Origin of the sequence: Trinickia mobilis, from assembly GCF_017315705.1 — a bacterium.
Classification (GTDB): Bacteria; Pseudomonadota; Gammaproteobacteria; order Burkholderiales; family Burkholderiaceae; genus Trinickia_A; species Trinickia_A mobilis.
In genome coordinates this window covers 13,857-37,947 of sequence record NZ_JAFLRF010000019.1, presented here as the reverse complement: position 1 = coordinate 37,947, position 24,091 = coordinate 13,857, and the positions used below count along the sequence as shown (strand labels likewise).

23 protein-coding genes are annotated in these 24,091 nt (G+C 64.6%); 17 read left to right on the top strand and 6 right to left on the bottom strand.

The window, feature by feature from the left end:
- Window positions 1–72 precede the first annotated feature (72 nt).
- Both J3489_RS23185 and J3489_RS23180 read right to left on the bottom strand, forming a co-directional pair.
- Window positions 73–372: an H-NS histone family protein gene (locus tag J3489_RS23185; RefSeq protein ID WP_207002162.1), complete on the bottom strand. Its 300-nt coding sequence runs from the start codon at window positions 370–372 to the stop codon at window positions 73–75.
- 393 nt (window positions 373–765) lie between these two features.
- A complete protein-coding gene (locus tag J3489_RS23180) occupies window positions 766–1,431 on the bottom strand; it encodes a HugZ family pyridoxamine 5'-phosphate oxidase (protein WP_207002047.1) in 666 nt (221 codons plus the stop codon).
- Window positions 1,432–1,669: 238 nt separating this feature from the next.
- Here J3489_RS23180 and J3489_RS23175 point away from each other — a divergent pair, with 238 nt between their 5' ends.
- Complete coding sequence (locus J3489_RS23175; RefSeq protein WP_207002046.1) at window positions 1,670–2,881, top strand: MFS transporter; 1,212 nt, start codon at window positions 1,670–1,672, stop codon at window positions 2,879–2,881.
- A gap of 276 nt (window positions 2,882–3,157) precedes the next feature.
- On the opposite strand, the gene J3489_RS23170 is transcribed toward J3489_RS23175, so the two are convergent.
- Entirely contained in the window at window positions 3,158–4,306 is a 1,149-nt protein-coding gene (locus J3489_RS23170; RefSeq protein WP_207002044.1) for a branched-chain amino acid ABC transporter substrate-binding protein, read from the bottom strand.
- A gap of 626 nt (window positions 4,307–4,932) precedes the next feature.
- On the opposite strand from J3489_RS23170, the gene J3489_RS23165 reads away from it, so the two are divergent.
- Complete coding sequence (locus tag J3489_RS23165) at window positions 4,933–5,631, top strand: dienelactone hydrolase family protein (protein WP_207002043.1); 699 nt, start codon at window positions 4,933–4,935, stop codon at window positions 5,629–5,631.
- Between the two features lie 112 nt (window positions 5,632–5,743).
- On the opposite strand, the gene J3489_RS23160 is transcribed toward J3489_RS23165, so the two are convergent.
- The 3 genes from J3489_RS23160 to J3489_RS23150 form a co-directional block, all read right to left on the bottom strand.
- Window positions 5,744–6,058, bottom strand: coding sequence for a high-potential iron-sulfur protein (locus J3489_RS23160; RefSeq protein WP_207002041.1), 315 nt, complete (start codon window positions 6,056–6,058; stop codon window positions 5,744–5,746).
- 149 nt (window positions 6,059–6,207) lie between these two features.
- A complete protein-coding gene (locus tag J3489_RS23155; protein ID WP_207002039.1) occupies window positions 6,208–7,314 on the bottom strand; it encodes an NAD(P)/FAD-dependent oxidoreductase in 1,107 nt (368 codons plus the stop codon).
- Window positions 7,315–7,638: 324 nt separating this feature from the next.
- Complete coding sequence (locus J3489_RS23150) at window positions 7,639–8,616, bottom strand: AAA family ATPase (protein ID WP_207002036.1); 978 nt, start codon at window positions 8,614–8,616, stop codon at window positions 7,639–7,641.
- Between the two features lie 311 nt (window positions 8,617–8,927).
- On the opposite strand from J3489_RS23150, the gene J3489_RS23145 reads away from it, so the two are divergent.
- The 15 genes from J3489_RS23145 (at window position 8,928) to J3489_RS23075 (ending at window position 24,089) form a co-directional block, all read left to right on the top strand.
- Entirely contained in the window at window positions 8,928–9,431 is a 504-nt protein-coding gene (locus tag J3489_RS23145) for a hypothetical protein (RefSeq protein ID WP_207002034.1), read from the top strand.
- 17 nt (window positions 9,432–9,448) lie between these two features.
- Window positions 9,449–10,249, top strand: a complete 801-nt coding sequence (locus J3489_RS23140; protein ID WP_207002032.1) for an endonuclease/exonuclease/phosphatase family protein — start codon at window positions 9,449–9,451, stop codon at window positions 10,247–10,249.
- A 112-nt stretch (window positions 10,250–10,361) separates the two neighbouring features.
- On the top strand, window positions 10,362–11,003 hold the full coding sequence (locus J3489_RS23135; RefSeq protein WP_207002160.1) for a LysE family translocator: 642 nt from the start codon (window positions 10,362–10,364) through the stop codon (window positions 11,001–11,003).
- A 378-nt stretch (window positions 11,004–11,381) separates the two neighbouring features.
- The gene (locus J3489_RS23130; protein ID WP_207002030.1) at window positions 11,382–12,152 is read left to right on the top strand and encodes a ferredoxin--NADP reductase; all 771 of its coding nucleotides are present in this window, start codon (window positions 11,382–11,384) and stop codon (window positions 12,150–12,152) included.
- Window positions 12,153–12,612: 460 nt separating this feature from the next.
- A complete protein-coding gene (locus tag J3489_RS23125) occupies window positions 12,613–13,488 on the top strand; it encodes a sensor histidine kinase (protein WP_207002027.1) in 876 nt (291 codons plus the stop codon).
- Window positions 13,489–13,498: 10 nt separating this feature from the next.
- Window positions 13,499–14,155 carry a response regulator transcription factor RqpR gene (gene rqpR, locus J3489_RS23120; protein ID WP_207002024.1) on the top strand — a complete coding sequence of 219 codons (657 nt, stop codon included), beginning with the start codon at window positions 13,499–13,501 and terminating at the stop codon, window positions 14,153–14,155.
- A 395-nt stretch (window positions 14,156–14,550) separates the two neighbouring features.
- Window positions 14,551–15,042: a (2Fe-2S)-binding protein gene (locus tag J3489_RS23115; RefSeq protein ID WP_207002022.1), complete on the top strand. Its 492-nt coding sequence runs from the start codon at window positions 14,551–14,553 to the stop codon at window positions 15,040–15,042.
- A 9-nt stretch (window positions 15,043–15,051) separates the two neighbouring features.
- Window positions 15,052–17,439, top strand: coding sequence for a xanthine dehydrogenase family protein molybdopterin-binding subunit (locus J3489_RS23110; RefSeq protein ID WP_207002020.1), 2,388 nt, complete (start codon window positions 15,052–15,054; stop codon window positions 17,437–17,439).
- A 14-nt stretch (window positions 17,440–17,453) separates the two neighbouring features.
- On the top strand, window positions 17,454–18,254 hold the full coding sequence (locus tag J3489_RS23105) for an FAD binding domain-containing protein (RefSeq protein ID WP_207002018.1): 801 nt from the start codon (window positions 17,454–17,456) through the stop codon (window positions 18,252–18,254).
- Window positions 18,255–18,279: 25 nt separating this feature from the next.
- Window positions 18,280–19,167: an AAA family ATPase gene (locus J3489_RS23100; protein ID WP_207002016.1), complete on the top strand. Its 888-nt coding sequence runs from the start codon at window positions 18,280–18,282 to the stop codon at window positions 19,165–19,167.
- Window positions 19,168–19,170: 3 nt separating this feature from the next.
- Window positions 19,171–20,412 (top strand): vWA domain-containing protein, encoded by a 1,242-nt coding sequence (locus tag J3489_RS23095; protein ID WP_207002014.1) that lies wholly within the window; start codon window positions 19,171–19,173, stop codon window positions 20,410–20,412.
- 13 nt (window positions 20,413–20,425) lie between these two features.
- A complete protein-coding gene (locus J3489_RS23090) occupies window positions 20,426–21,034 on the top strand; it encodes an SRPBCC family protein (RefSeq protein WP_207002012.1) in 609 nt (202 codons plus the stop codon).
- Window positions 21,007–22,029, top strand: coding sequence for an XdhC family protein (locus J3489_RS23085; protein ID WP_207002010.1), 1,023 nt, complete (start codon window positions 21,007–21,009; stop codon window positions 22,027–22,029). The genes J3489_RS23090 and J3489_RS23085 overlap by 28 nt, the downstream gene beginning before the upstream one ends.
- 520 nt (window positions 22,030–22,549) lie before the next feature.
- Window positions 22,550–22,807 carry a helix-turn-helix domain-containing protein gene (locus J3489_RS23080; RefSeq protein WP_242540236.1) on the top strand — a complete coding sequence of 86 codons (258 nt, stop codon included), beginning with the start codon at window positions 22,550–22,552 and terminating at the stop codon, window positions 22,805–22,807.
- A complete protein-coding gene (locus J3489_RS23075; RefSeq protein ID WP_207002008.1) occupies window positions 22,797–24,089 on the top strand; it encodes a HipA domain-containing protein in 1,293 nt (430 codons plus the stop codon). The genes J3489_RS23080 and J3489_RS23075 overlap by 11 nt, the downstream gene beginning before the upstream one ends.
- The last annotated feature ends 2 nt before the right edge of the window (window positions 24,090–24,091 follow it).

Below are 24,091 nucleotides of genomic sequence, written 5' to 3'. Positions count from 1 at the left end.
TGAAGTGCGCGGTTTTTTGTGTTGGACGCCGCGGCGTGAAGCAGGCCGCTCGTGCCAGGACGTTTCCAACAATTACTTCTGAATCAGAAATCGATCGCGATCTTGGCCGGCGATCCATTTCGGAGGTTTGCCGCGACCCGACCAGGTGCTGCCGCTTTCAGGATCGCGATATTTCGGCGCAACGCCCGCGCGCGGACGGCCAACTTTTGCATGCTTGCCGCGAATTACACCGAGTTCGGCGAGCGTAATGCCGTAGTCGGCCATTTTCTGTTTGATCTCGTTAAGCACTTCCGCGTATTCACGTGCCTTCGCCTCTTCGATCTGCTTTTCCAGCTTTTCTCGTTGGGCGAGAAGTTCCTTGTAAGAAGACATACATTCCCTTGTGGTTTCGATAAATGACGCAGGTCTGTAGCCGGCTTGCCATTTCACTGCGTGGTGCCTCGGATATTTCGCAGGGAGATTAGCACAAACAAGAAACCGAAGAAAAGACTGAAAAGCAAAAAAATAAAAACGCTGATTTGAATCCATTGATTAGGTTGCATCACGCATGACGCGGGCGGCATTTATACCCCCTTCGAGTATCTCGAAATCTGATCGGCTGGCCTAGTCCAATGGGCATAATTCCCAAAGCATGATATTAATATCGACCGTCTCACAAAAACCTATCATGCGATGAGAGGTTTCAGGTTAAACAAAGATGGGCCTTCGCTCATCTTTGCTAAAATCGAACTAATCAGAGTTTTCCCGATTAGGAAAAGCACGAAACTATTTTGACGCGCGGCGCTCGATGCAATCGGCCAGCGCCGTTTGGAGTTTCGGAATCGTCCGTTTCGGTTCGTCAAAAGAATCGCGTTCGAGCACACCGTCGACTTTCAAGTCTGCTCCGTAGCGATCCACCCCCGCCAATCCGAGCCGCGCCGGGCGCTGCGGATGACGCTCGAAGAATGCCGTCAGCGCCGCTTCTTCTTCGGACGGCAGCGGGGCGAGCGGGTCCAGGTCGGCGGCATCGAGCCACCCCATTGCGCCGAAACCGCCGATATAACGCAGCCGCTCAATCGCCATGACCCAATACGAAAAATCGCCTAGCGCGAGATAACGCTCGGCGTCGGCGTGATAGCGCAGATAGCGCGTCGCGGCAGCCGAAGCGGGCTCGAGCGGCTCGAAGCTGCCGATCAGCGTGACACGCTCTGCGTTCAACACGTCGCCGCCTGGCGCGTGCACGACGAGAAAACCGGCGCGCGGGTCGGCCTGCAGATTGCGCGTATGTTCGGCGAGCCGGCTCACGAGCACGACCGGACGATGCCGCGCGTCCGTCGCGAACGGCAGCACGGTCGGATAAGGGAAACCTTGCGGCTCGCGCGAATGCGTCGCGAGCGTGCCGACGCCGCTCCGGTGCAGCAGGTGAAGCGGGGCATGAGCGGGAATTTTCAAGTCGATGTCCTCGAATTGAACCGGCCTGGAACTGGAGTATGCGCACGGCCGGGACACGAATCGGTGCTTGGCCTTGCCCAAACATCTTAGATTACCGCGCAAGCGAGACAGCAAGCGCTCCGATAGAATCGACCAGGGCGCGCTAGACCACGTCGAGGCTCACCGACGCATCGCTTGCCCATCACCCTCCATCTGTGCCCTCGATATACCCGCAACCCGCTGTTTGACGAGCCGACCTGTGCCCGACCACTCCCCCGAACTCGCCCCGCTCCCCGCCGCGCATCGCAACCTCCCGGCGGCAGCGCGCAACCGTGCACGCAATGCGACGATGGCACTTTTTTTCATTGCCGGCATGGTGTACGCGTCGTGGGGCGTGCACGTGCCGACCGTGCGCGACAAGTTCCATTTGAGTCCGGCGCTGCTGTCGATCGCGTTGCTCGCCGTCGCCGGCGGCTCGATTGCCGCGATGGCGACCAATGCCAAATGGATAGCGCGCGTGGGCACGCGCCGCGCGTGTCTGGCGGGCGGTCTCACGATGTCGGTTTGCGCGGCGCTGATTCTCGTCGTGCCGTTCTATTGGCTGCTGCTCCCGGTGCTCGCGATCTTCGGCATCGGCCTGGCCACACTCGACGTCGCGATGAACGCCGAAGCGAGCGCCGTCGAGACCGCGCTCGCGCGGCCGATCATGTCGTCGCTGCACGGCATGTTCAGCGTCGGCGGGATGGCGGGCGCGGCCATCGGCGGCGCGCTGCTCTCGCGCGGCATGGCGCCGGCGCTGCATCTCGCGCTCGTGGCGGCGGTGAGCACCCTCGTCCTGCTGCTCGCGTGCCCCGCCGTGCTGCCGCACGTGCCGCATGCCGACGATCCTCGCCACGGCGGCTCGCGCGCCAACCGCTGGCGCTCGCCCGTGCTGTGGGCGCTCGGCGCGGTCGCGCTGATCGCGCTCATCGCCGAAGGCGCGATGTACGACTGGGCGACGGTCTACATGCGCGATGTCGTCGCGGCGACGCCCGCGCTCGCCAGCGCGGCGTATGCGGCGTTTTCCGGCGGCATGGCGGCCGGCCGCTTCGCCGGCGACGCCGTGCGCGCCCGCTTCGGCGCGCCGCAGCTCGTGCGCGCGAGCGCAACGCTCGCGTGTGCAGGGATGATCGGTGCGCTGCTGCTGCCGTATTCGTTTGCCGCGTTGACCGGCTTCGCGCTGATGGGCCTCGGGCTCGCGAACATGATGCCGGTGCTGTTCGCCGCGGCGGCGCGCGTCAAAGGGATTCATGCCGCCGAAGGTCTTGCGCACGTTGCCGGCCTCGCTTATTTCGGGCTGCTGTTCGGGCCGGTCGTGATCGGCGGCGTGACGCAGGCGACGAATCTGTCGATCGGCCTTTCGATCGTCGCACTGTGCGCGGCGCTCGTCGCTTTCGTCGGGCCCAGGGTGCTGGGCCGGCTGCGCATCTAAGGCCCACGAGGCCCGCGAAGCCGACGCCAGCCATGCATGGGACCGCCCTGCATGGGACCCGAGTAAGCGCTGAAGCGCTAACTCGGGTCGACCGCCTTGCATGGGACCCGAGTAAGCGCTGAAGCGCTAACTCGGGTCGACACAAAAAAAGCACGCATGCCGTGAAGCATGCGTGCTTTCTTGAAGCAGTCGAAACAGAAGGAACATCCACGCCCGCCTGGTCCATCGCGAGGCCGCGGCAAAGCGGCCCGTCGATGCGCTAAGCGAGCGTCGACATTACATCTTGACTTCGTTCAGGAACGACTTCTTGCCGCCCTTGTAGTTATACAGCGTGATGACGCCGTGCTTCAGGTCGCCATGCTCGTCGAACTGCGTTTCGCCGATCACGCCCTTGTAGTCGGTGGCCGGCATCGCGGCGAGGATCTTCGCCGGATCGGTCGACTGCGCACGCTTCATCGCATCGACAATGATGTAGACGGCGTCATACGTGAACGGCGCATAGATCTGGATCGGCACGCCAAAGCGCTTTTGGAACTTCGCTTCAAACTCCTTGCCGGCCGCGCCCATTTTATCGAGCGACCTGCCTGCTTCCGAGCACACGATGTTGTCGGTCGCGTCGCCAGCCAGGTCGGACAGCTTGTCGGTACACACGCCGTCACCCGCGAGCACCTTCGAGCGCAGGCCAAGCTGCTTGGCTTGCTTCGCGAACGGGCCGCCGGTGGCGTCCATGCCACCGTACATGATCGCGTCCGGGTTTTCGCCCTTGATCTTCGTCAGAATCGCGCGGAAGTCGACGGCCTTGTCGTTCGTCGCATCATGCGACATCACGTTCATGCCCAGCGACTTGGCGGTCTTCTCGAACTCGTTCGCAAGACCTTGCCCGTAAGCGGTCGAGTCGTCGACGATCGCGACGCTCTTCAACTTCATGTCCTTGGCAGCATAGTTCGCGAGCGCCGGACCTTGTTGCGCATCGGTCGCCACGACGCGGAACGTCGTCTTGAAGCCTTGCAGCGTATAGGCCGGGTTGGTCGCCGACGGCGAGATCTGCACGATGCCCGCATCGCTGTAGATCTTCGAAGCCGGGATCGACGTGCCCGAGTTCAGGTGGCCCACCACCGCGACGACCTTGTCGTCGACGAGCTTCTGCGCCACTTGGGTAGCCGTACGCGGGTCGGCTGCGTCGTCTTGAGCGTCGAGTTCGAGCGTGACCTTCTGGCCGCCGATCTCGAGACCCTTCTTGTTGATTTCCTCGACCGCGAGGCGCGCACCGTCTTCGTTATCTTTGCCGAGGTGGGCGATCTGCCCAGTCAGCGGTGCGACGTGGCCGACCTTGACGACTTGATCCGCCGCGGCGCCCGTCGCCATCGTCGCAAACAGCATGGCTGCAGCGCTGATCGGCAACAGCTTTTGCATCTTGATATTCATATAAGTCTCCAGTTTCGGTCCCAAAAACAACGTAATCGTCCTGTGCCCCGCTTCAGTCTTATCCGTCTAAATCCCGTGGACGACCACGCCGGATGCATCGTCATGCACTTGGCTAAGCACGTGAGCCAACTCGTTTTTGGCAGGTGGCATCCCGTACTTGCGCGCAAGTGTAGGGCATCAAATTAATTTAGGGGATTTTTTTGAGAAAGTGGGACGACTACCAATAGCGCGATCGCTCGCTGCCTAATCCGCAGACTTGAAGACTGCCCGGAAACGTCCGGCCCATGCGGCTTTCGGCAAAAGCAGGGTTTTTGCTGATGCCTGTGATCCGTGCATCCGAAAGCGGCCTAGGCCATTGGCCGCGATGAATACGACTGCTGTAAGTCGACGCTTCCGGTCGGCTTTCGTTGCCTTCGCGCTAATGAATCAGTCCGGCTAAGCGCGCTTGTCGCGCGACATAAATAATTGGCGGGCAAAACGCGCGGAGCATTCGTTTCACTCCATGCGCCAAGCAGTTTCAATCCATGCAACCAGCACGGCCGCGCGGTGCCGCGCCTGCAACCGTTTTCGATTGGTGGCACACTGACGGCCCGATTTTCTCCCCCACGTTTTAATAGGAGAGCGACGTGAGCGTCACATCCCGCTGGATCGACATTCCCATTGGCAGCGACAATTTTCCAGGCTATCTGGCATTGCCTAAAGGCGGCAAGGGGCCGGCCGTCATCATCATTCAGGAAATCTTCGGCGTGAACAGCCATATCCGCTCGGTCGCGGATCAATACGCGCTCGACGGCTACGTGGCGCTCGCACCGGACATCTTCTGGCGCACGCAGCCGCGCATCGAACTCGGCTACGAAGGCACGGATCGCGAGAAGGGTATCGAGATCCTGCAGAAGACCGACGTCGATCTCGCGGCGGCCGACATCGGCGCGGCTGCACAGGCGCTGCGCGCGATGCCTGAAGTGGCGGGCAACGTTGCGGCGATCGGCTATTGCTTCGGCGGACGGCTCGCCTATCTGGCGGCGGCGCAGGGTTCGATCGACGTCGCTGTGGCTTACTACGGCGGCGGTATTCAGAACCTGCTCGAGCACGCGGCGAAGATCAAGGCGCCGATTCAATTCCACTACGCTGAGCTCGACGCGGGCATTCCGCTAGAAGCCGTCGGTCAGGTGAAGGCGCGTTTTGCGGGCCGCGACGACGTCGAGTTCCACCTGTATCCCAACGCGCACCACGGTTTCAACTGCACGGACCGCTCGGCATACAACCAGCACGCCGCCGCGCTCGCGCACGGCCGCACGCTGACGTTCCTCGGCGAGCATCTGTAACGTCCGGGGGGCGGCTTGCCCGTTGCGCGGCAAGCCCGCCTGGCCGCGCAGCGCGAAGCCGCGCGGCCGTGCTTCGGCAGGCGGCCGCTGCGTGCGGCCCCGCAGGCGCGAATCAGGCCTTCTTGTTATAGGCGCTGCACCAGCCCTTCGACGACACTTGCTTGCCGCCGAATATGGAGCACGGCGCCCACGCATCGGTCGGCTTGCCCTGGAAGAAGCTGCAAGTGCCGCAATCCTGGCCGGCGGCGTACTTCGCATACTTGGCCTTATCGACTTGGGTCGCGTCTTGCTTGTAGCCGAGCCCCTGTGCGGTGGGATCGGATTCGGCAACCTTCGGTGCGTCAGCGAAAGCCGCCTGGCGGGACAACGCGAGCGTCGACGCGACACCGATGCTCGTAATCAAGAACGTCCGACGAGATGATTTCATTGGGGATTCACTCCACGTTATATGAACTTGAACGCTGCTCTAACGGCAGCGGTTACAGAGCATAGCAACGAAGCGGCGCGATGTGACACCCGAAATGATAGAGATAAGCGATTGTTTAGCTCGCGCGGCGCGGCCTCGCTTCAGCCTAATCATGCGCGCCCCGCCACCTCGCACACCCTTTGCGCGATCGCGAGCGACGCCGTCAAGCCAGGCGATTCGATCCCGAACAGGTTCACGAGGCCGCGCACGCCATGCGCGGCCGGCCCCTGGATGACGAAATCCGCCGCCGGCTCGCCCGGCCCCGAGAGCTTCGGACGAATCCCCGCATACGCGGGCTGCAGCGCGCCGTCCGGCAGCGCGGGCCAATATTCGCGGATCGCCGCATAGAACGAATCGGCACGGTGCGGATCGACGTCGTAATTGATCGCATCGATCCATTCGACGTCGGGACCGAAGCGCGCCTGGCCGCCCAGGTCGATCGTCAAATGCACGCCGAGGCCGGCTTCGTTCGGCATCGGATAGACGAGCCGCGAAAACGGCGCGCGTCCCGACACGGTGAAATAGTTGCCGCGAGCAAGATAGAGCGGCGGAACGTGGCGCGGATCGAGCCCGTGGATCTTGCGCGCGATCGCATTCGCATGCAGCCCCGCGCTATTGACGACGCAGGCGGCACTGATCGTCGTCGGCGACGCGCCGCCGACGCTCACGATAAAGCGCCCGTTGCGGCAATCGATCGACTCGACCGGCGCATGAAACACGCACAGCGCACCGTCGTTCTCGGCATCGCCCTGCAGCGCGAGCAGCAGCTGATGGCTGTCGACGATGCCGGTCTGCGGCGAAAACACCGCGGCGACACACGACAGCGCGGGCTCGAGTTCATGCGCCTCGTCGCCGTTCATGCGGATCAAGTCCAGCACGCCGTTTTCCTTGCCGCGCGCCTCGATCACCTGGAGTTGAGGAATCTGGTTACGCGCCGTTGCGACCAGCAGTTTGCCGCAGCGCTCGTGCGGCACCCCGCGCGCCGCGCAATATTCGTAGAGCATTTCGCGGCCGCGCACGCAGAGCGTGGCCTTCGACGAGCCGCGCGGATAGTAGATGCCCGCGTGGATGACTTCGCTATTGCGCGAACTCGTGCCGGTGCCGATGGCCTCGGTCGCTTCGAGCACGATCACTTCGCGTCCGCGCGCCGCCAGCGCGCGCGCCACCGCAAGACCGACCACCCCTGCGCCGATCACTACGCATTCGATCTGATCCATGTTTGTGTTTGTCCTTGCGGCGCCATGCACCGCGCCTCTCCACCCGCGTTGGACATAGGATGCGCCCTCGCAACGCGCACCGTTCGCTTTAGCGCTTCACACAAATTGTACGACGTGGACGAGCACGCAAACGCCCGCTCTCGTACAAGTACTGCGGGCGGCGTGACAGGAACGTGACAGAAACACGGGGATCGTGCGCAAACCGGCTTTGGCGTCGGATCGCATTTGCGTTGCGGCATGCGTTCGTGCGCGATCGGAAGATTGGTCACACTAATTTGACGCGTGTGCGCAATGCCGCCGAAAACACGATGCAGACGACGCGCCTCAAAAACCAATCGGCTTGCGGCGCGTGCCGAATTCGAGCCGGATGTCGACGGGGCGCACTTGATCGCGTCCGGCCACACGCGCAGCGCCGAAGCCGTTCAGTATCGCGCGGCGCATGTCGCGCGGCGAAGCAAGCGCGAGCGCGTCGAGCGTGTCGTCGCCGAGCGCTGCGGGAAAGCGCCGCCCCCACACGTGCGCCGAGCGGATCTCGTCGTAGATCGACTGCGCGATGCGCCGCGCGCCTTCGCGATCGGGCGCCGCGATTTCGTAGACGCTCATCCGGTCGAGGATCGGCTCGGGAATCGCGCGCTCGTCGTTGGCGGTGGCGATCCAGATTACATGGCCGGCGTTGATCGGAATCTCGGCGAACTCGTCGATGAACGTGCGCGCCGTCTCCTGTTCGAGCAGCGCGTACAGCGCGCCGAGCGGATCGTATTGCGAATCGCCGCTCGCCTTGTCGATCTCGTCGATCGCGATCACGGGGTTCGCGTAGCTGCCGTGCACGAGCGCATCGAACACCTTGCCGGGCTTCGCGTTCTTCCATTGCGACGACGCGCCCGACAAGATCCATCCCGCCGTCAGCGAGCTCATCGCGACGTATTGATACGATGTGCCAAGCAAGTGCGCGAGCTGCTTGGCGAAATGCGTCTTGCCGATGCCGGGGTCGCCGAGCAAGAGGATCGGCATCAGCTCGAGCCGGTCGTCGGTTTCGAGGCACAGCGCGACTTGCTTGCGCACGTCATCGAGCGGTTCGGAGAAATTGGGCAGCGCGCCGATCAGATCGTCGATCGACGGCATCCGGTTCGGCTTCACGCAAAAGCGCAGGTTGCCTACTTTCAGCATCTTTTCGTACGTGACGCGCAGCGCTTCGTTCGCGCCTTCCCCGAGTTCGTTCAGCGCGGTCTCGACCTCGTCGAGATCGTAGACCTTGCTGAACGACGCCAACGCGATTTCCTGTTTGACCATGGCTGTTGTCATCGCTCACCTCGCCTGGACGTGCTTTAAGCCGTGTGCCGACTGCGGCTCCGATTGTGCGCCGGCATCGCGCGCGATACGCGTGCCTGGCGCACATTTCGTCCCGCAACGATTTCAGTGTAACGGCGCAATTTTCGTGCGCAAGCAAGCAGCCGACGCGCCGTGCTGCTGACACGGACCGATGTCCCGCCGGCTCCCATCGCGCTCGCGCCGACTGAACCCCTCGGCCGAGGCATAGTCTGAAAACCGTAATTTCGATAGAGCGTAAGATGGGCCCCTGTGCTTTTTTTCCGGGCGCCCTGGAGAGGATCTGCATGTGGAACACCCGCGTCGCCGTGCTGTCAGCCGCCTTGTTCACCGTATCGATTGCCGCGCACGCGCAAACCGCGGCGCAGCCGCCGGTGCACTGGGAGGTGCAGGTCGTGCGCGACGGCCAGCAGATCGATGCCTTCGATGCCACGACGACGCTCGGCCAGGCGCACACCGAGACACATCATCATGACGTCGTGCATGACGTCGGCTGCAAGGACAGGCCCGCGGGCAATATCGATTTGACGCGCACGCTGACGGTCTCTCCGACGCAAGCGAGCCCCGATTCCGTGACGCTCGCGATCGACGCGCAGGAAACGCTCGAAGACGACAGCGCGCCGCAAACCGTGGAAGGCTGCAAGCTGCCGCCGCAGCCGCGCGAGATCACCGCGAGCCACCCGGGGCTGACGATACCGAACGGTCAATGGGCGACGTGGACGATCGTCGACAAGAATCCGACGCTGATGTATCGCGTGCGCGCCAGCGTTCCTCCTTTGAAAACGAATTGAAGTGGAAACGACGCGGCATGCGAAATCCCGAAGAATTGAAACGTGAGAGTCCGCTGAAAAAGGACTTCATCGCGGTGAGCTGGAACCTTCACAAGGGCCGCTCGCCGCTCGGCTTCACGGCGTGGAATGCGATGCAGCGCTGGGTGGAATCGACGCACGCCGACGCCTATTTCCTGCAGGAAGCGATGGCGCGGCGCATGCCCGGCCCGATGCTCGCGACGAGCTTCGGCTCGCCTGTCGTCCACGATCCGCTTGAAGACGTCTGGCATTGCCAGGCAACCGAAATCGCCCGCTCGCTGGAGCTCGACATCGCGCTCGGGCCGAACGTCTTCAAGCCGTCGTGGCGGCACGGCAACGCGATTCTGTCGCCGCATCCGCTCGATCTTGGCGGACGCTGGGATATCTCGGCGCACCGCTTCGAGCGCCGCGGGCTGCTCGTCGCGCGGGCGGCGTTCGCGGGGCAGTCGGTCACGCTGCTGTGCGCGCACCTCGCGCTCACGCGCGCCGCCCGGCTGCGCCAGATGAACTGGATCGCGCATTGGATCGCGCGCGAGGCGCCCGCCGGGCCGCTCGTCCTCGCGGGCGACTTCAACGACTGGCGCAACGATTCGGTGCCGCTCTTCGGCGAACTCGGCCTGCAGGAAGTGGCGACGTGGCTCGGCGAAACGGGCCGGACGTTTCCGGCGTTCTCGCCGGCGCTCGCGCTCGACAAGATGTTCGTGCGCGGCATGCGGCCGGTCGAATGGATCCAGCCTGCGCAGGAAACGGCTTGGCTGTCGGACCATCTGCCGTACATGGCGCGGCTGCGGCTCGAATGACAGCGGGACAGTGAACAGCGGCAACGCTCGCAGAGGGGATTTGCCGCTCGCGCTTTTCGGCAAACGGTTACATTAACGGCTTCACGCTACCGCCCCTGTGAGTCACGCCATGGTGCATTACCTGCCGATCCTGCTGCAAATCGCCGTCGTCTATCTGATTGCCGCCATTAGCCCGGGACCGAATTTCTTCATGATCACGCAACTGTCGCTCGCCGGCCGGCGCGGGCTCGGCGCCGCATCGGCGCTCGGCGTCGGAACGGCTTCGGTGACCTGGGCGGCGCTTGCGATGCTCGGTCTCGCCGCGATCCTGCAGCAGATCGGCTGGCTCTATACCGGCATCCGGATCGCGGGCGCGGTGTACCTCGTCTACTTCGGGCTCAAGCTGCTGCGCTCGAGCGCGAAAGCCGAACCCGCGGCGGCCGCCCCGGACGCCGCCGAGCCCCAGGCGCACGACGCCGCCGCCTACTGGCGCGCGTACCGCTCGGGTCTCCTGACCTGCCTGACGAACCCGAAATCTTGCGTATTCTGGACCAGCGTGTTCGCGGCGATGTTTCCCGCGCATCCGCCGCTTTGGTTCTACGGCGTGGTGCTGGCGATGATCGGCATGCTGTCGGGCGGGTGGTACGGCGGCGTCGCGCTGATGTTCGCGTCCGAGCGCACGCAGCGCGGCTACCGCAAGCTGCGCCGGCCGATCGACGGCCTGTGCGGCGCCGCGCTGGTGGGCCTGGGGGCGAAGCTCGTCGCCGAGCGATAAAGCCGGTTGGGGCGACCCTAACCCGTTTCGCGCTGTTCCACAGCGCAGCCGGCCGCCGGCAGCGCGCCGCCCGGACAGCGCAACAGCAGCCACCCAACGGCCACCTTTTATTGCCGCTTTCCGCACCCGCGCTCGTTCCCGCTCGTTCCCTTATGCACTCGAGTTATTTCGATATGTAATGGGTGTCGAAGACGCATAAGGCGCGCCGCGCTAAAATGCGCGTTTTCCGTCGTTTTCCGGCTCCCTGTCTGGCGCCTTCGGCGCCCCAGCACAGCGACGCCCGATACCGCCGCCTCGCCACGATGACCCAGGCCGGGATGGCCCAGGCGTTCTTGTCGGACGCCCGGCAGCCTCGTTTTCTGAAATATCCAAGAAGCCATGAGCAACCTGAATTCTCAAACCGTTCTTTCCGTCCATCATTGGACCGATACGCTTTTCAGCTTCACCTGCACGCGCGATGCGGGGTTCCGCTTCGAAAACGGCCAGTTCACGATGGTCGGCCTCGAGGTCGAGGGCAAGCCGCTGATCCGCGCGTACAGCATGGCGAGCGCCAACTATGAAGAAAACCTCGAATTCCTGAGCATCAAGGTCCAGGACGGCCCGCTGACGTCGCGCCTGCAGCACCTCAAGGTGGGCGACCAGGTGCTGATCGGCAAGAAGCCGACCGGCACGCTGATGTGCGACAACCTGCTGCCGGGCAAGACGCTGTGGCTGCTGTCGACGGGCACGGGCCTCGCGCCGTTCATGTCGATCATCAAGGACCCGGACGTCTACGAGCGCTACGAGAAAATCGTGCTGACGCACACCTGCCGCTTCGTCGACGAACTCGCGTACAAGGAATACATCACCGATCACCTGCCGGCACACGAACACATCGGCGAGCTGGTGAGCGAAAAGCTCGTCTACTACCCGACGGTCACGCGCGAAACGTTCCAGAACCGCGGCCGGATCACCGAGCTGATCGACACGAAGAAGCTGTTCGAAGACCTCGAGCTGCCGCCGTTCTCGATCGAGAACGACCGCGTCATGCTGTGCGGCAGCCCGCATATGCTGCGCGACACGCGCGAGCTGCTCGACGGGCTCGGCTTCCAGGAAGGCAGCAACAACGCCCCGGGCCACTATGTCGTCGAAAAGGCGTTCGTCGGCTGATCGAGACCGCTTAGTGCACGTTTGGCCTGACGAATACCTTAAAAAAGCCGGAGCCTCGCGCTCCGGTTTTTTTTCGACCCGAGTTAGCGCCTCGGCGCGCCGCCGCGATCATGGGCGCGGTGCGCCAAACGCTCGACAATCGTTACAAATCGATTCCTTACCGCCGCCTCCCGTGTCGGTATTTTTCCTACGAGAAAACCCGTACCGAGTGTGAATCTTTGATGGCAAGCAACACGGGGAGCCTTGTTACATCAGACTTTTAAATTGTTTTGAGATATCATCGCGGCGCGGCGAGGGCGTTTTGAAACCATCGTGGCGTGCGCTCCGATGTGTTACGAAATGTAAAAATCGTTACGCTGCGCCGTTACCGTTTGTCCGTCGCGCCTTGCCTTATTGACCGCATTTGCGGCGACTTTTGAGACGCGCCGGAAGTCTGGTCGTGTCACCCGTAGGAAAGCTCATGGATACGTCGATTGTCGTACCAATCAACGCGACCACCTCGTTTGCGCCGTCAAGCGAGACGAGCCGCGCGCACGGCTTCGACCCGCTTACCCACGCCGAACTTCTCGCGGCCAGGCTTGCAGCCGAGCGGGAGGCCGAACAGTTGCGCAAGCGTCTGCGCGAGCTCGCAGCCGAACTGACCGCAGTCCAGGAAGAGGCGCGCGCCTATCTGGCGCAAGAGCTGCACGATAGCGTCGGCGCCGAGCTGACCGCCGCCCGCTTCGCGCTCGCCAACGCCGAGAATCGCTTGCCCGCCGGAACGGACCCGCAATGCGCGGCGGCCATCGCCGTCGCTCAGCAGTCGCTCGACGCCGCGAGCGACGCGAGCCGCCGCATCGTCGAGCACCTGCACGCGCGTCCGCTAGAAGCCGGCATCGTCAGCGCGCTGTCGCAATGGACCGAAGGCTTTGCCGCCCGCACTCGGCTCAAGACGAGCTTCATTTGCGCCGCCGACGTCCGCCTCACCCAATTACCCTACGGCGCGGCGCTCGCGATCTTCCGCGTCGCCCAGGAAGCGCTCTCGAACGTCGCCAAGCACGCCGGCGCGTCGTGCGCCGGCGTGCACATCGAGACCGACCGCCGCCACCTGACGCTGATCGTCGAGGACGACGGCCGCGGCATCGGACGCCGCGCCCGCAAGGACACGAGCGGCTTCGGGCTCGCCGGCATGCGCGCGCGCTGCGACGCGCACGGCGGCAAGCTGCACATCGTGTCGCGCAAGCCGCGCGGCAAGCAGCAGGCAGTGCAAGCGAGCGGCACCATCGTGCGCGCGCGCTTCGCGTGGCAGTCGATGCTGGCCGCCGACGCGCCGTGCCGCAGCGTATCGCTCTCGTGAGGCCGGACCGATGACGCTGCGCATCCTTCTCGTCGACGACCACGCGATCGTGCGTCAGGGCGTGCGGCAATTGCTGCTCGATCGCGGCGTCGCGCGCGACGTCGTCGAGGCCGACAGTGGCGCGCAGGCGCTCGCGAGCATCGACAAGACCGTGTTCGACACGATCCTGCTCGACATATCGCTGCCGGACATGAACGGCGTCGAGGTGCTGAAGCGCATGAAGCGCAAGGCGCCGCGCGTGCCGGTGATGATGTTCTCGATGTACCGCGAGGATCAGTACGCGGTGCGCGCGCTGAAGGCCGGAGCGGCCGGCTATCTGTCGAAGACGGTCAACGCCGCGCAGATGATCGAGGCGATTCAGCAGGTCGCGGCGGGCCGCAAGTACGTGAGCCCGGCGATGGCCGAAGCGCTCGCCGACTATGTGTCGTTCGACGGCGAGCAACTGCCGCACGAAAAGTTGTCGGACCGCGAATATCAGACGCTGTGCATGCTCGCGTCGGGCAAGCGCCTGACCGATATCGCGCACGCGCTGTCGCTCTCGGTGAAGACGGTGAGCGTGTACCGCTCGCGGCTCCTGGAAAAGATGAAGCTCAACAACAACGCCGAGCTGACGTTCTACGTGATGAGCAATCGTCTCGTCGACCTCAATCCGGCGATGACCGCATAAACGCCACGGGGGGCGCTAGAAGACGCTGGCAAGCAGCGCGACGATCAAAAGCAGTCTTCCGAAACGGCTCCCGCGCCCGGCGCAGGGAGCCGTTTTTTTAAGGCCTTTTTGAAGAAGCCGCGCTGTCTGGTCGGCGCAGCCTTGCTCTAGTTCAAATCGCGGCGTGCCGCAGGCGTTGCCCCTCCCCGGGGCGGGGGCAATGCTCGTGGAGCGACGCGAAATCAAAGTTTTCACGCAGGCCTTGGCGAACACCACAACACCGGGTCACAGCGCGAGCGCCTAACTTGTGCTTTACTTCCCGGTGCAACATCAAAAAAAAGCGCATCATGCCGGGCGAACGACACCAATAGCACAACAAGTGCAGCGAGTGCCAAACGCCCAAAAGGAGACAGTTCATGGCAATCAGCGTCAGTCTGACGGTCAACGGCGCGCCCGTGACCGCCGATGTCGAATCCCACACTCTGCTCGTCCAGTTCATCCGCGATCACCTCCGCCTCACCGGCACCCACGTCGGCTGCGATACCGCCCAATGCGGCGCCTGCACCGTCCATCTGAACGGCCGCGCCGTCAAGGCCTGCAACATTCTCGCGGTCCAGGCCGAAGGCGCCGAGGTCACCACCATCGAAGGGCTTTCGAAAGACGGCGCGCTGCACCCGATGCAAGCCGCGTTCCGCGAATGCCACGGCCTCCAGTGCGGCTTCTGCACCCCCGGCATGGTGATGAGCGCCGCCGCCCTCGTCGCCCAGCAGCCCGATCTCACCGAAGACGACGTGCGCCGTCAGCTCGACGGCAACCTCTGCCGCTGCACCGGCTATCACAACATCGTCAAGGCCGTCCTCGCCGGCGCCGCCGCGATGAAGGAAGCCGCAGCCGTTACCGCCAGCTAAGGAGGCATCATGAACGCACCCGAAGAGCAGCGCTTGATCGGCGCGCCCGTCAAGCGCAAAGAGGACTTTCGCTTTCTGACAGGCAACGGCCAGTACACCGACGACGTCGTCCTCCCGCAGCAAACCTATGCCGTGTTCGTGCGCTCGCCGCACGCGCACGCCCGCATCAACCGTGTCGACACCGAGGCGGCCAAGCGCGCGCCGGGCGTCGTCGCCGTGTTCACCGGCGCGGAGCTCGCTGCCGAGAACGTCGGCGGCCTGCCGTGCGGCTGGCTCATCCACAGCATCGACGGCTCGCCGATGCACGAGCCGCCCCACCCCGTGATCGCGCACGACAAGGTCCGCCATGTCGGCGATCAGGTGGCGCTCGTCGTCGCCGAATCGGTCAAGGAGGCGAAGGATGCGGCCGAGCTGATCGAAGTGGACTACGACATGCTGCCCGCCGTCGCCGATACCGCGCACGCTGCCGACGCGGGCCAGCCCGCGGTCCACGACGGCGTGCCCGACAACACCTGCTACACCTGGGGCCACGGCGACAAGGCCGCGACCGACGCCGCGTTCGCCAAAGCCGCCCACGTCACGACGCTCGATATCGTCAACAACCGCCTCGTGCCCAACGCGATCGAGCCGCGCGCCGTGAACGCGAGCTATTCGAAGCAGGACGACAGCTACACGGTCTACGTCGCGAACCAGAACCCGCACGTCGAGCGGCTCTTGATGGCCGCGTTCGTGCTGTCGCTGCCGGAATCGAAGCTGCGCATCGTCGCGCCCGATGTGGGCGGCGGCTTCGGCTCGAAGATCTTCCTGTATGCCGAGGACGTCGCGCTGACCTGGGCGTCGAAGAAAGTCCGCCGCCCGGTCAAATGGACCTGCGAGCGTTCCGAATCCTTCCTCTCCGACGCGCACGGCCGCGATCATGTGACGAAAGCCGAGCTCGCGCTCGACGCCGACGGCAAGTTCCTCGCGATGCGCGTCCATACGATCGCGAACATGGGCGCGTATCTTTCGACGTTCGCCTCGAGCGTGCCGACGATCCTCTACGCGACGCTGCTCGCCGGCCAGTACACGACGCCCGCGATCTACGCCGAAGTGAAGGCGGTGTTCACGAATACGGTGCCCGTCGATGCGTATCGCGGCGCAGGGCGGCCCGAGGCGACCTATGTCGTCGAGCGGCTCGTCGAAACCGCCGCGCGCGAGCTGAACATCGATCCGGCCGAGATTCGGCGCCGCAACTTCATCCGCCAGTTCCCGTACGCGACGCCCGTCGGCCTCACCTACGACACCGGCGACTACGAGCCCTGCCTCGACCGCGCGCTCGAACTCGCCGACGTCAAGGGCTTCGCCGCGCGCCGCGACGCATCGAAGCAAAACGGCAAGCTGCGCGGCCTCGGCTACTCGTGCTACATCGAAGCGTGCGGGCTCGCGCCGTCGAACATCGCGGGTGCGCTCGGCGCACGCGCGGGTCTCTTCGAAGCGGGCGAAGTGCGCGTGCATCCGACCGGCAGCGTGACCGTCTTCACCGGCTCGCACAGCCACGGCCAGGGCCACGAGACGACCTTCGCGCAAGTCGTCGGCGACCGGCTCGGCGTGCCGATCGAGAACGTCGAGATCGTGCACGGCGACACCGGCCGCATTCCGTTCGGCATGGGGACGTACGGGTCGCGCTCGATTTCGGTGGGCGGCTCGGCGATCATGAAGGCGCTCGACAAGATCGAAGCGAAGGCCAAGCAGATCGCGGCGCACCTGCTCGAAGCGTCGGCCAACGACATCGAGTTCAAGGACGGCGTGTTCCGCGTCGCCGGCACCGACCGCACGAAGACCTTCGCCGACGTGTCGCTCGCGGCCTACGTGCCGCACAACTACCCGCTCGACAAGCTCGAACCGGGTCTCGACGAAAACGCGTTCTACGACCCGAGCAACTTCACGTATCCGTCCGGCGCGTACATCTGCGAACTCGAGGTCGATCCCGAGACGGGCGAGACGTCCATCGAGCGCTTCACCGCCGTCGACGACTTCGGCAACGTGATCAATCCGATGATCGTGGAAGGCCAGGTGCATGGCGGCCTCGGCCAAGGCATCGGCCAGGCGATGCTCGAGCAGTGCATCTACGACAAGGACACGGGGCAGTTGCTGTCCGGCTCGTACATGGACTACGCGATGCCGCGCGCATCCGACCTGCCGAACTTCACCGTCGAGACCGCAAAGGGCACGCCGTGCACGCACAACCCGCTCGGCGTGAAGGGCTGCGGCGAAGCGGGTGCGATCGGCTCGCCGCCCGCGGTGATCAACGCGATGCTCGATGCGCTTGGCCCGCTCGGCGTGAAGGACCTGCAGATGCCGGCGTCGCCGCATCGCGTCTGGAGCGCGATCCAGGCCGCACAGAACCCGAAGAATTGAGCCGAGGAGCCCACATGTACTCGTATTCATTCGACTATCAGCGCGCCGCCGATCCGAAATCCGCTGTCGCGGCGCTCTCGGCGAACGGCGACGCGAAATATCTCGCGGGCGGCCAAAGCCTGTTGCCGACGATGCGCCTGCGCCTCGCGCAACCGGCGCAATTGATCGACGTGACGCGCATCCCCGAGCTCAAGAAGATCGCCGTCGACAGCAAGACGGTGACGGTCGGCGCGGCCGTGTGCCATGCGGACGTCGCCGAGAACGCGGACATCCGCCGCGTGCTGCCGGCGCTCGCCGCGCTCGCCGGGCAGATCGGCGACCGGCAGGTGCGCGCGCTCGGCACGATCGGCGGCTCGATCGCGAACGACGACCCCGCCGCCGACTATCCGGCCGCGCTGCTCGGGCTCGGCGCGACCGTGGTGACGGACCGCCGCCGCATCGCCGCCGACGATTTCTTCGTCGGCATGTACGAGACGGCGCTCGCGCCGGACGAGCTGATCGTCGCGGTCGAGTTTCCGGTGCCCGAGAAGGCCGCGTACGAGAAGTTTCCGAATCCGGCGTCGCATTTCGCGCTGGTCGGGGTGTTCGTCGCGAAACGTGCGGACGGTGTGCGCGTCGCGGTGACGGGGGCGGGGCCGTCGGTGTTTCGCGCGCCGGCGCTGGAGACCGCGCTTTCCGCAAACTTCAGCGCAGCAGCGGCGCGCGGCGTGACCGTCGCGCCGGACGACCTCAACACCGATCTGCACGCGAGCGCCGCATATCGCGCGCATTTGATTCCGGTGGTCGCGGGGCGTGCCATTGAACGGGCGGCTTAGCCCGGGCAGCACTCCGCGCTTGGCCATGCCGCCCGCTTCGATCGACGAAACGCTCGCCCAGCTCACCGCTCACGGCTACTTCGCGAGCCGCGAGCTTGCGACCGCGCTGTTCCTCGCGCTGAGGATGGAGCGGCCGCTCTTTCTCGAAGGCGAGCCGGGCGTCGGCAAGACGGAGCTGGCAAAAGCCGCCGCGGGGATGCTCGGCACGACGCTATTGCGGCTGCAATGCTACGAAGGCCTCGACACGGCGAGCGCGCTCTACGAATGGGACTATCCGCGCCAGATCATGGCGCTGCGCCTCGCCGAAGCCGCCAACGAACGCCCCGGCAACGAAACGCTCTATCGCAGCGAATTCCTGTTGAAGCGCCCGCTGCTGCAAGCGCTGATGCCTGACGAGCATCACCCCGGCGCGCGGCGCGTGCTGCTGATCGACGAAATCGACCGCGCCGACGAGCCGTTCGAAGCGTTCCTGCTCGAACTGCTGTCGGACTTTCAAGTGACGATCCCCGAATACGGCACGGTGCGCGCGGAGCACGCGCCGCTGGTCGTGATGACGTCGAACCGCACGCGCGAAGTCCACGATGCCCTGAAGCGCCGCTGCCTCTATCAGTGGATCGGCTATCCCGAGCGCGACCGCGAACTCGCGATCGTCGCGGCGCGTGCGCCCGAGGCCGCCGCGGACTTGCAGCGGCGCGCCGTCGATTTCGTCCACCAGTTGCGCACGATGGATCTCTTCAAGGCGCCGGGCATCGCCGAGACGATCGACTGGTGCCGCGCGCTCGCGGCGCTGTCGGTGGCGGAACTCGATCCGCAGTCGGTGCAGGACACGCTGGGCGTGCTGCTCAAGTATCAGGACGACCTCGCGCGCGTGGATGCGGCGCGGATCGCGCAGTGTCTCGCGGCGCCGGAGTGACGCATGTCGACGATCGCCCCCGCTTCGACAACCGGCCCGCTGCCGATGCTCGCGCGCAACGTCGTGCACTTCGTGCGGCTGTTGCGCGGGGCGGGCCTGCCGATGTCGCCCGCGCACGCGGTCGATGCGCTCGCCGCATTGCGCCTGATCGGCATCGAGCGGCGCGACGATGTGCGCTCGGCACTCGCGGCGCTGGTGGTCGGCGCGCCGGACGAGCGCGAAGTGTTCGACGCCGCGTTCGATATCTTCTGGCGCGACCCCGATTGGGAAGGCAAGCTGCGCGCGCTGATGCTGCCGAAGGTGAAAAGCGGCATGCCGCCGCCCGTGCGCAACAACCGTCTTGCCGACGCGCTCGCGGCGCGGCGCCGACCAGAACCGCATTCCGAGCACGCGCAACCGCCCGAACGCTCGCCGCGCGAACTCGTCGCGCGCGTCACGTTCAGCTCGGAGGAGCACCTGCGCCATCGCGATTTCGACACCCTCACCGCCGACGAATGGCGCACGCTGCGCCACCTGATCCGCGGCCAGCGCGTCTCGCTCGCGACCGAGCCCACGCGCCGCCTCAAAGCCGCCTCGCACGGCACGCACGCGGACCTGCGCGCGAGCGCGCGCCACGCCGTGCGCGCGGGCGGCGACTGGACCGTCTGGAAATATCGCGCCGCCGTGAAGCGCAAGCCGCCGCTCGTCCTGCTGCTCGACATCTCCGGTTCGATGAGCAGCTACTCGCGCGCGGTGCTGTACTTCTGCCACGCGCTCTTGCAATCGCGCGAACGGCTGCAAGTGTTCCTGTTCGGCACGCGGCTCACGAACGCGACGCGCGCGCTGCGCGAGCGCGACCCCGACGTGGCGATCGCGACGCTCGCCGAACAGGTCGTCGACTGGTCGGGCGGCACGCGCATCGGCGCCGCGCTCGCCGAATTCAACCGCCGCTGGGCACGGCGCGTCCTCGCCGGCCGCGCGACCGTGCTGCTCGTCACCGACGGGCTCGATCACGAAGCGATCGACGTCCTCGACACCGAGATGGCCCGCCTCGCGCGCTTCGCGCATCGCCTCGTGTGGCTCAACCCGCTCTTGCGCTTCGCGGAATTTTCGCCGCGGGCGCGCGGTGTGCAGGCGATCCTGCCCCATGTCGACGCGCACCGCCCGGTTCATAATCTGGAAAGCCTCGCGGCTTTCGGCCGGGATTTCGCTCACTTGACGCGCGCCCCTCGCGGCCGCGCCCCGGCCTTAACCTCCTTAACCTAAAAGGAGCCATGAGATGGAATTGACGGAAAGCTATACGCTGCCCGTGCCGCAACGGCGCACGTGGGAGGCGTTGAACGACACCACGATCCTGAAGGCGTCGATTCCCGGTTGCGAGAACATCGAAGCGGACGGCGAGAACGCGTATTCGCTGTCGATGAGCGCGTCGGTCGGTCCGGTGAAGGCGCGCTTCAAGGGCCGCATGCTGCTGACCGACATCGACGCGCCGCACACCTACACGATCGTCTTCGAAGGACAAGGCGGCGCGGCCGGCTTCGGCAAAGGCAGCGCGCGCGTGACGCTCGAGCCGGAAGGCAACGAAGCGACGAAACTCTCGTACACGGCGCAAGCGCAGATCGGCGGCAAGCTCGCGCAGATCGGCTCGCGGCTCGTCGACGGCGCCGCGCGCAAGATCGCGGGCGAGTTCTTCAAGCGCTTTTCCGAGCAGGTGACGAGCGACGCGGCAGAGGGCGACGCGGCACTCGCCGCGCGCAGCGATGCGGACGAAGACGACGAAGCGGACGAAGACGACAGCGCTCGCGCCGACAAAGCCGAAGAAGCCGGCGAATCCGCGCATACCGGAAAAGGAAGCAAGTCATGGAAAGCGTGGATCTCGAAGTTCTGAAGTCGAGCGCGCGATGGCTCGACGAAGGGCATCGCGCGCTATTGGTGACTGTCGTGAAGACCTGGGGTTCGTCGCCGCGCCCCGAAGGCGCGATGCTCGCGGTGCGCGACGACGGGCTCGTCGTCGGCTCGGTATCGGGCGGCTGCATCGAAGACGATTTGATCGACCGCGTGCGCAGGCTCGGCATCGAGCAGAAGCGGCCTGAATCGGTGAAGTACGGCATCACGGCCGAAGAGGCGCATCGCTTCGGGTTGCCGTGCGGCGGCACGATCCAGCTCGTGCTCGAGCCGTTGACGAAGGCAAGCGGCATCGCCGAATTGCTCGCAGCGGTGCAGGCGGGCAAGCTCGTGGCGCGTACGCTCGACATGGCGACCGGTGCCGCGCGCCTCAGTCCGGCGCAAGCGACCGACGGCGTCGACTTCGACGAAACACGCCTTCTCACGATCCACGGCCCGCGTTACCGGATGCTCGTGATCGGCGCGGGGCAGTTGTCGCGCTACCTGTGCAACATCGCGGCCGGACTCGACTATCAAGTGACCGTGTGCGATCCGCGCGAGGAGTACACCGACGAGTGGGACGTGCCCGGCACGACGATCGTGCGCACGATGCCCGACGACACCGTGCTCGACATGAAGCTCGACGAGCGTTGCGCGGTGATCGCGCTCACGCACGACCCGAAACTCGACGATCTCGCGCTGATGGAGGCGTTGAAGACGCCGGCGTTCTACGTCGGCGCGCTGGGGTCGCGGCGCAACAACGCGGCGCGGCGCGAGCGGCTGAAGGAGTTCGATTTGAGCGAGCTGGAACTCGCGCGGCTGCATGGGCCGGTCGGCATCTATATCGGCAGCCGCACGCCGCCGGAAATCGCGGTGTCGATCCTCGCGGAGGTCACCGCTGCAAAAAACGGCGTCTCGCTGCCGATGATCCTGCAGGTGGAAGGCGCAAAGGCCGCGCGGGAGATGGCGGCCGGGGGCGGCTCGGCGTGTGAGGTTTGAGAACCTGACGATGCTGCGTCTGTTCGCGTCCAATTCGGCTTTCGCAGCCCGCTCTCCGCGATATTCGGCCTCGCACGCAATCCAATCGACAGTAGTGATCTGATCGATCAACGCCACGCACCGCTTTGACAATCAGGCAATCGGGATTTCGGTTGCAAATCCCCTCATCTTCGTCGTGCACAGCACACCGGTGATCCGGTGAGATGGGCCGTTATGAATCTCGTGCGTGAGAAGCCCGAGCACGGCTTAGAAGAGTCTGTCTTTTCCACTACTCAGCCCACACAAATCGTCGTGGTTGCGCCGTATCCGCTCCGGTACGGGAAATGACAACACGGGCGCTTTCCGTCCTCACGTAACCATTCGGGTACGAAATCGGTAGCTGAGCCGTCGAACCCGTGTTCCGTACCCTAGCGGTTACGGAACCCAGAGAAAATCTGACTTGCGTGGCATAATGTTTCCGAGCGGGTACGAACGCGAACAGGAGAGAGCGGTGCAGGAATCGGGCGTTTTCATCGGCAGCATGGTGACGTTAGGCAATCTTGTCCGGGCCGCACGACTCGCACAAAGCCTGACGCGTGATGACGTTGCCAACGCGACTGGCCTGTCTCCCAAATTCATCACGCATCTTGAGGCAGGTAAGCCGACAGCCCAGATTGGCAAGGTGTTGCACCTCCTTGCCGAGCTGGGCATCACGCTCCATGCACAGGTTTCCGTGGACATTCCCCCGGCCTTGGCGACCAAGGCCATGCATCGTCGACGGACTTCTCATGGCAGCTAGAACGCTTGTCGCATTCGCGAATGGCCAACGAATGGGCGTTGTCAGCGATGAGAGCGATATCTGGTCTTTTACCTACGACAAGCGCTGGATCGGTCGAAACGACGCGTTCCCACTTTCGCCGGCATTCCCGCTGGATGCCGGACCTTTCGTGGATGGGTCAAGCCAGCGGCCGGTGCAGTGGTTCTTCGACAACCTGTTGCCTGAGGAGGAGATGCGCACGGCGCTCGCTCGAGAAGCTAAAGTCAATGCGAGCGATGCTTGGGGTTTGCTCGCCTACTACGGGCGAGAGTCGGCCGGAGCCCTAACGCTCCTTTCTGAAGGTGAGCAGGAGGAAGCCGGCGGTCTGCAACCGCTGTCGTATGCGGAACTGGAGGCGCGCATACAGGCAATGCCACAGCGTGCGCTCACGGCCACCGCACCCAAGCGCATGTCTGCGGCGGGTGCTCAACAAAAGCTCCTCCTGACATTGCGCGGCACCACTCCGGCTTACGCACTCTTTGAGCCTGTCGGCAGCGAACCGTCGATGCACCTGCTCAAGCCCGACATGCGAACAACGGGCTACCCCCATTCAGCAGTCAACGAGTTTTTCTGCATGCGCCTAGCGCAGGCGATGGGCGTCCGCGTACCGCCTACGCACTTTCTGCGCGTGCCCTCAGCCTGCTACGTCATCGACCGCTTCGACCGCGATACGACAACTGAGCCTGTCCGGCGTCGGCATACCATCGACGCAATGCAGCTCTTGAACTACGACCGCAGCTTCAAGTATCAGAACGCGAATGCGGAGGTGCTTCGGGACGCCATCGAGAAGACGAGCACGCGGGCAATGGCACGTCTTGAGGTATTTCGATGGGCCCTCTTCAACGTGCTCGTCGGGAACGCGGAAGCCCACCTGAAAAACGTCTCTTTCTTCGTCACCCCTCGAGGCTACATGCTGGCTCCGTTTTACGACCTGGTCAGCACAGTCGTCTACCACACCCCGACATACCAACCTGAGAGACAAGACCGCTGGCCCGCTTGCGACCTGACAATGCCTGTTGGCGAAGCCACGCAGTTCTCGCACATCTCCAGGAAGAATATGCTGGCATTCGGCGAGCAACTCCGCCTGCCGGCAAAAGGCGCAGAAAAATTGCTGGACGATATGCTGGCCGTCGTCGACGACCGGGTCGCCGACACCAGACGTGCTGTCGACGAGATTGCGCAGCCCGAGGCGGGCGAAGTCCGGTTGCTGGACTCTATCGCCGCGATGCCGCTCGCCGAGATGAGTCGGGCATTGCGCAAGTGACC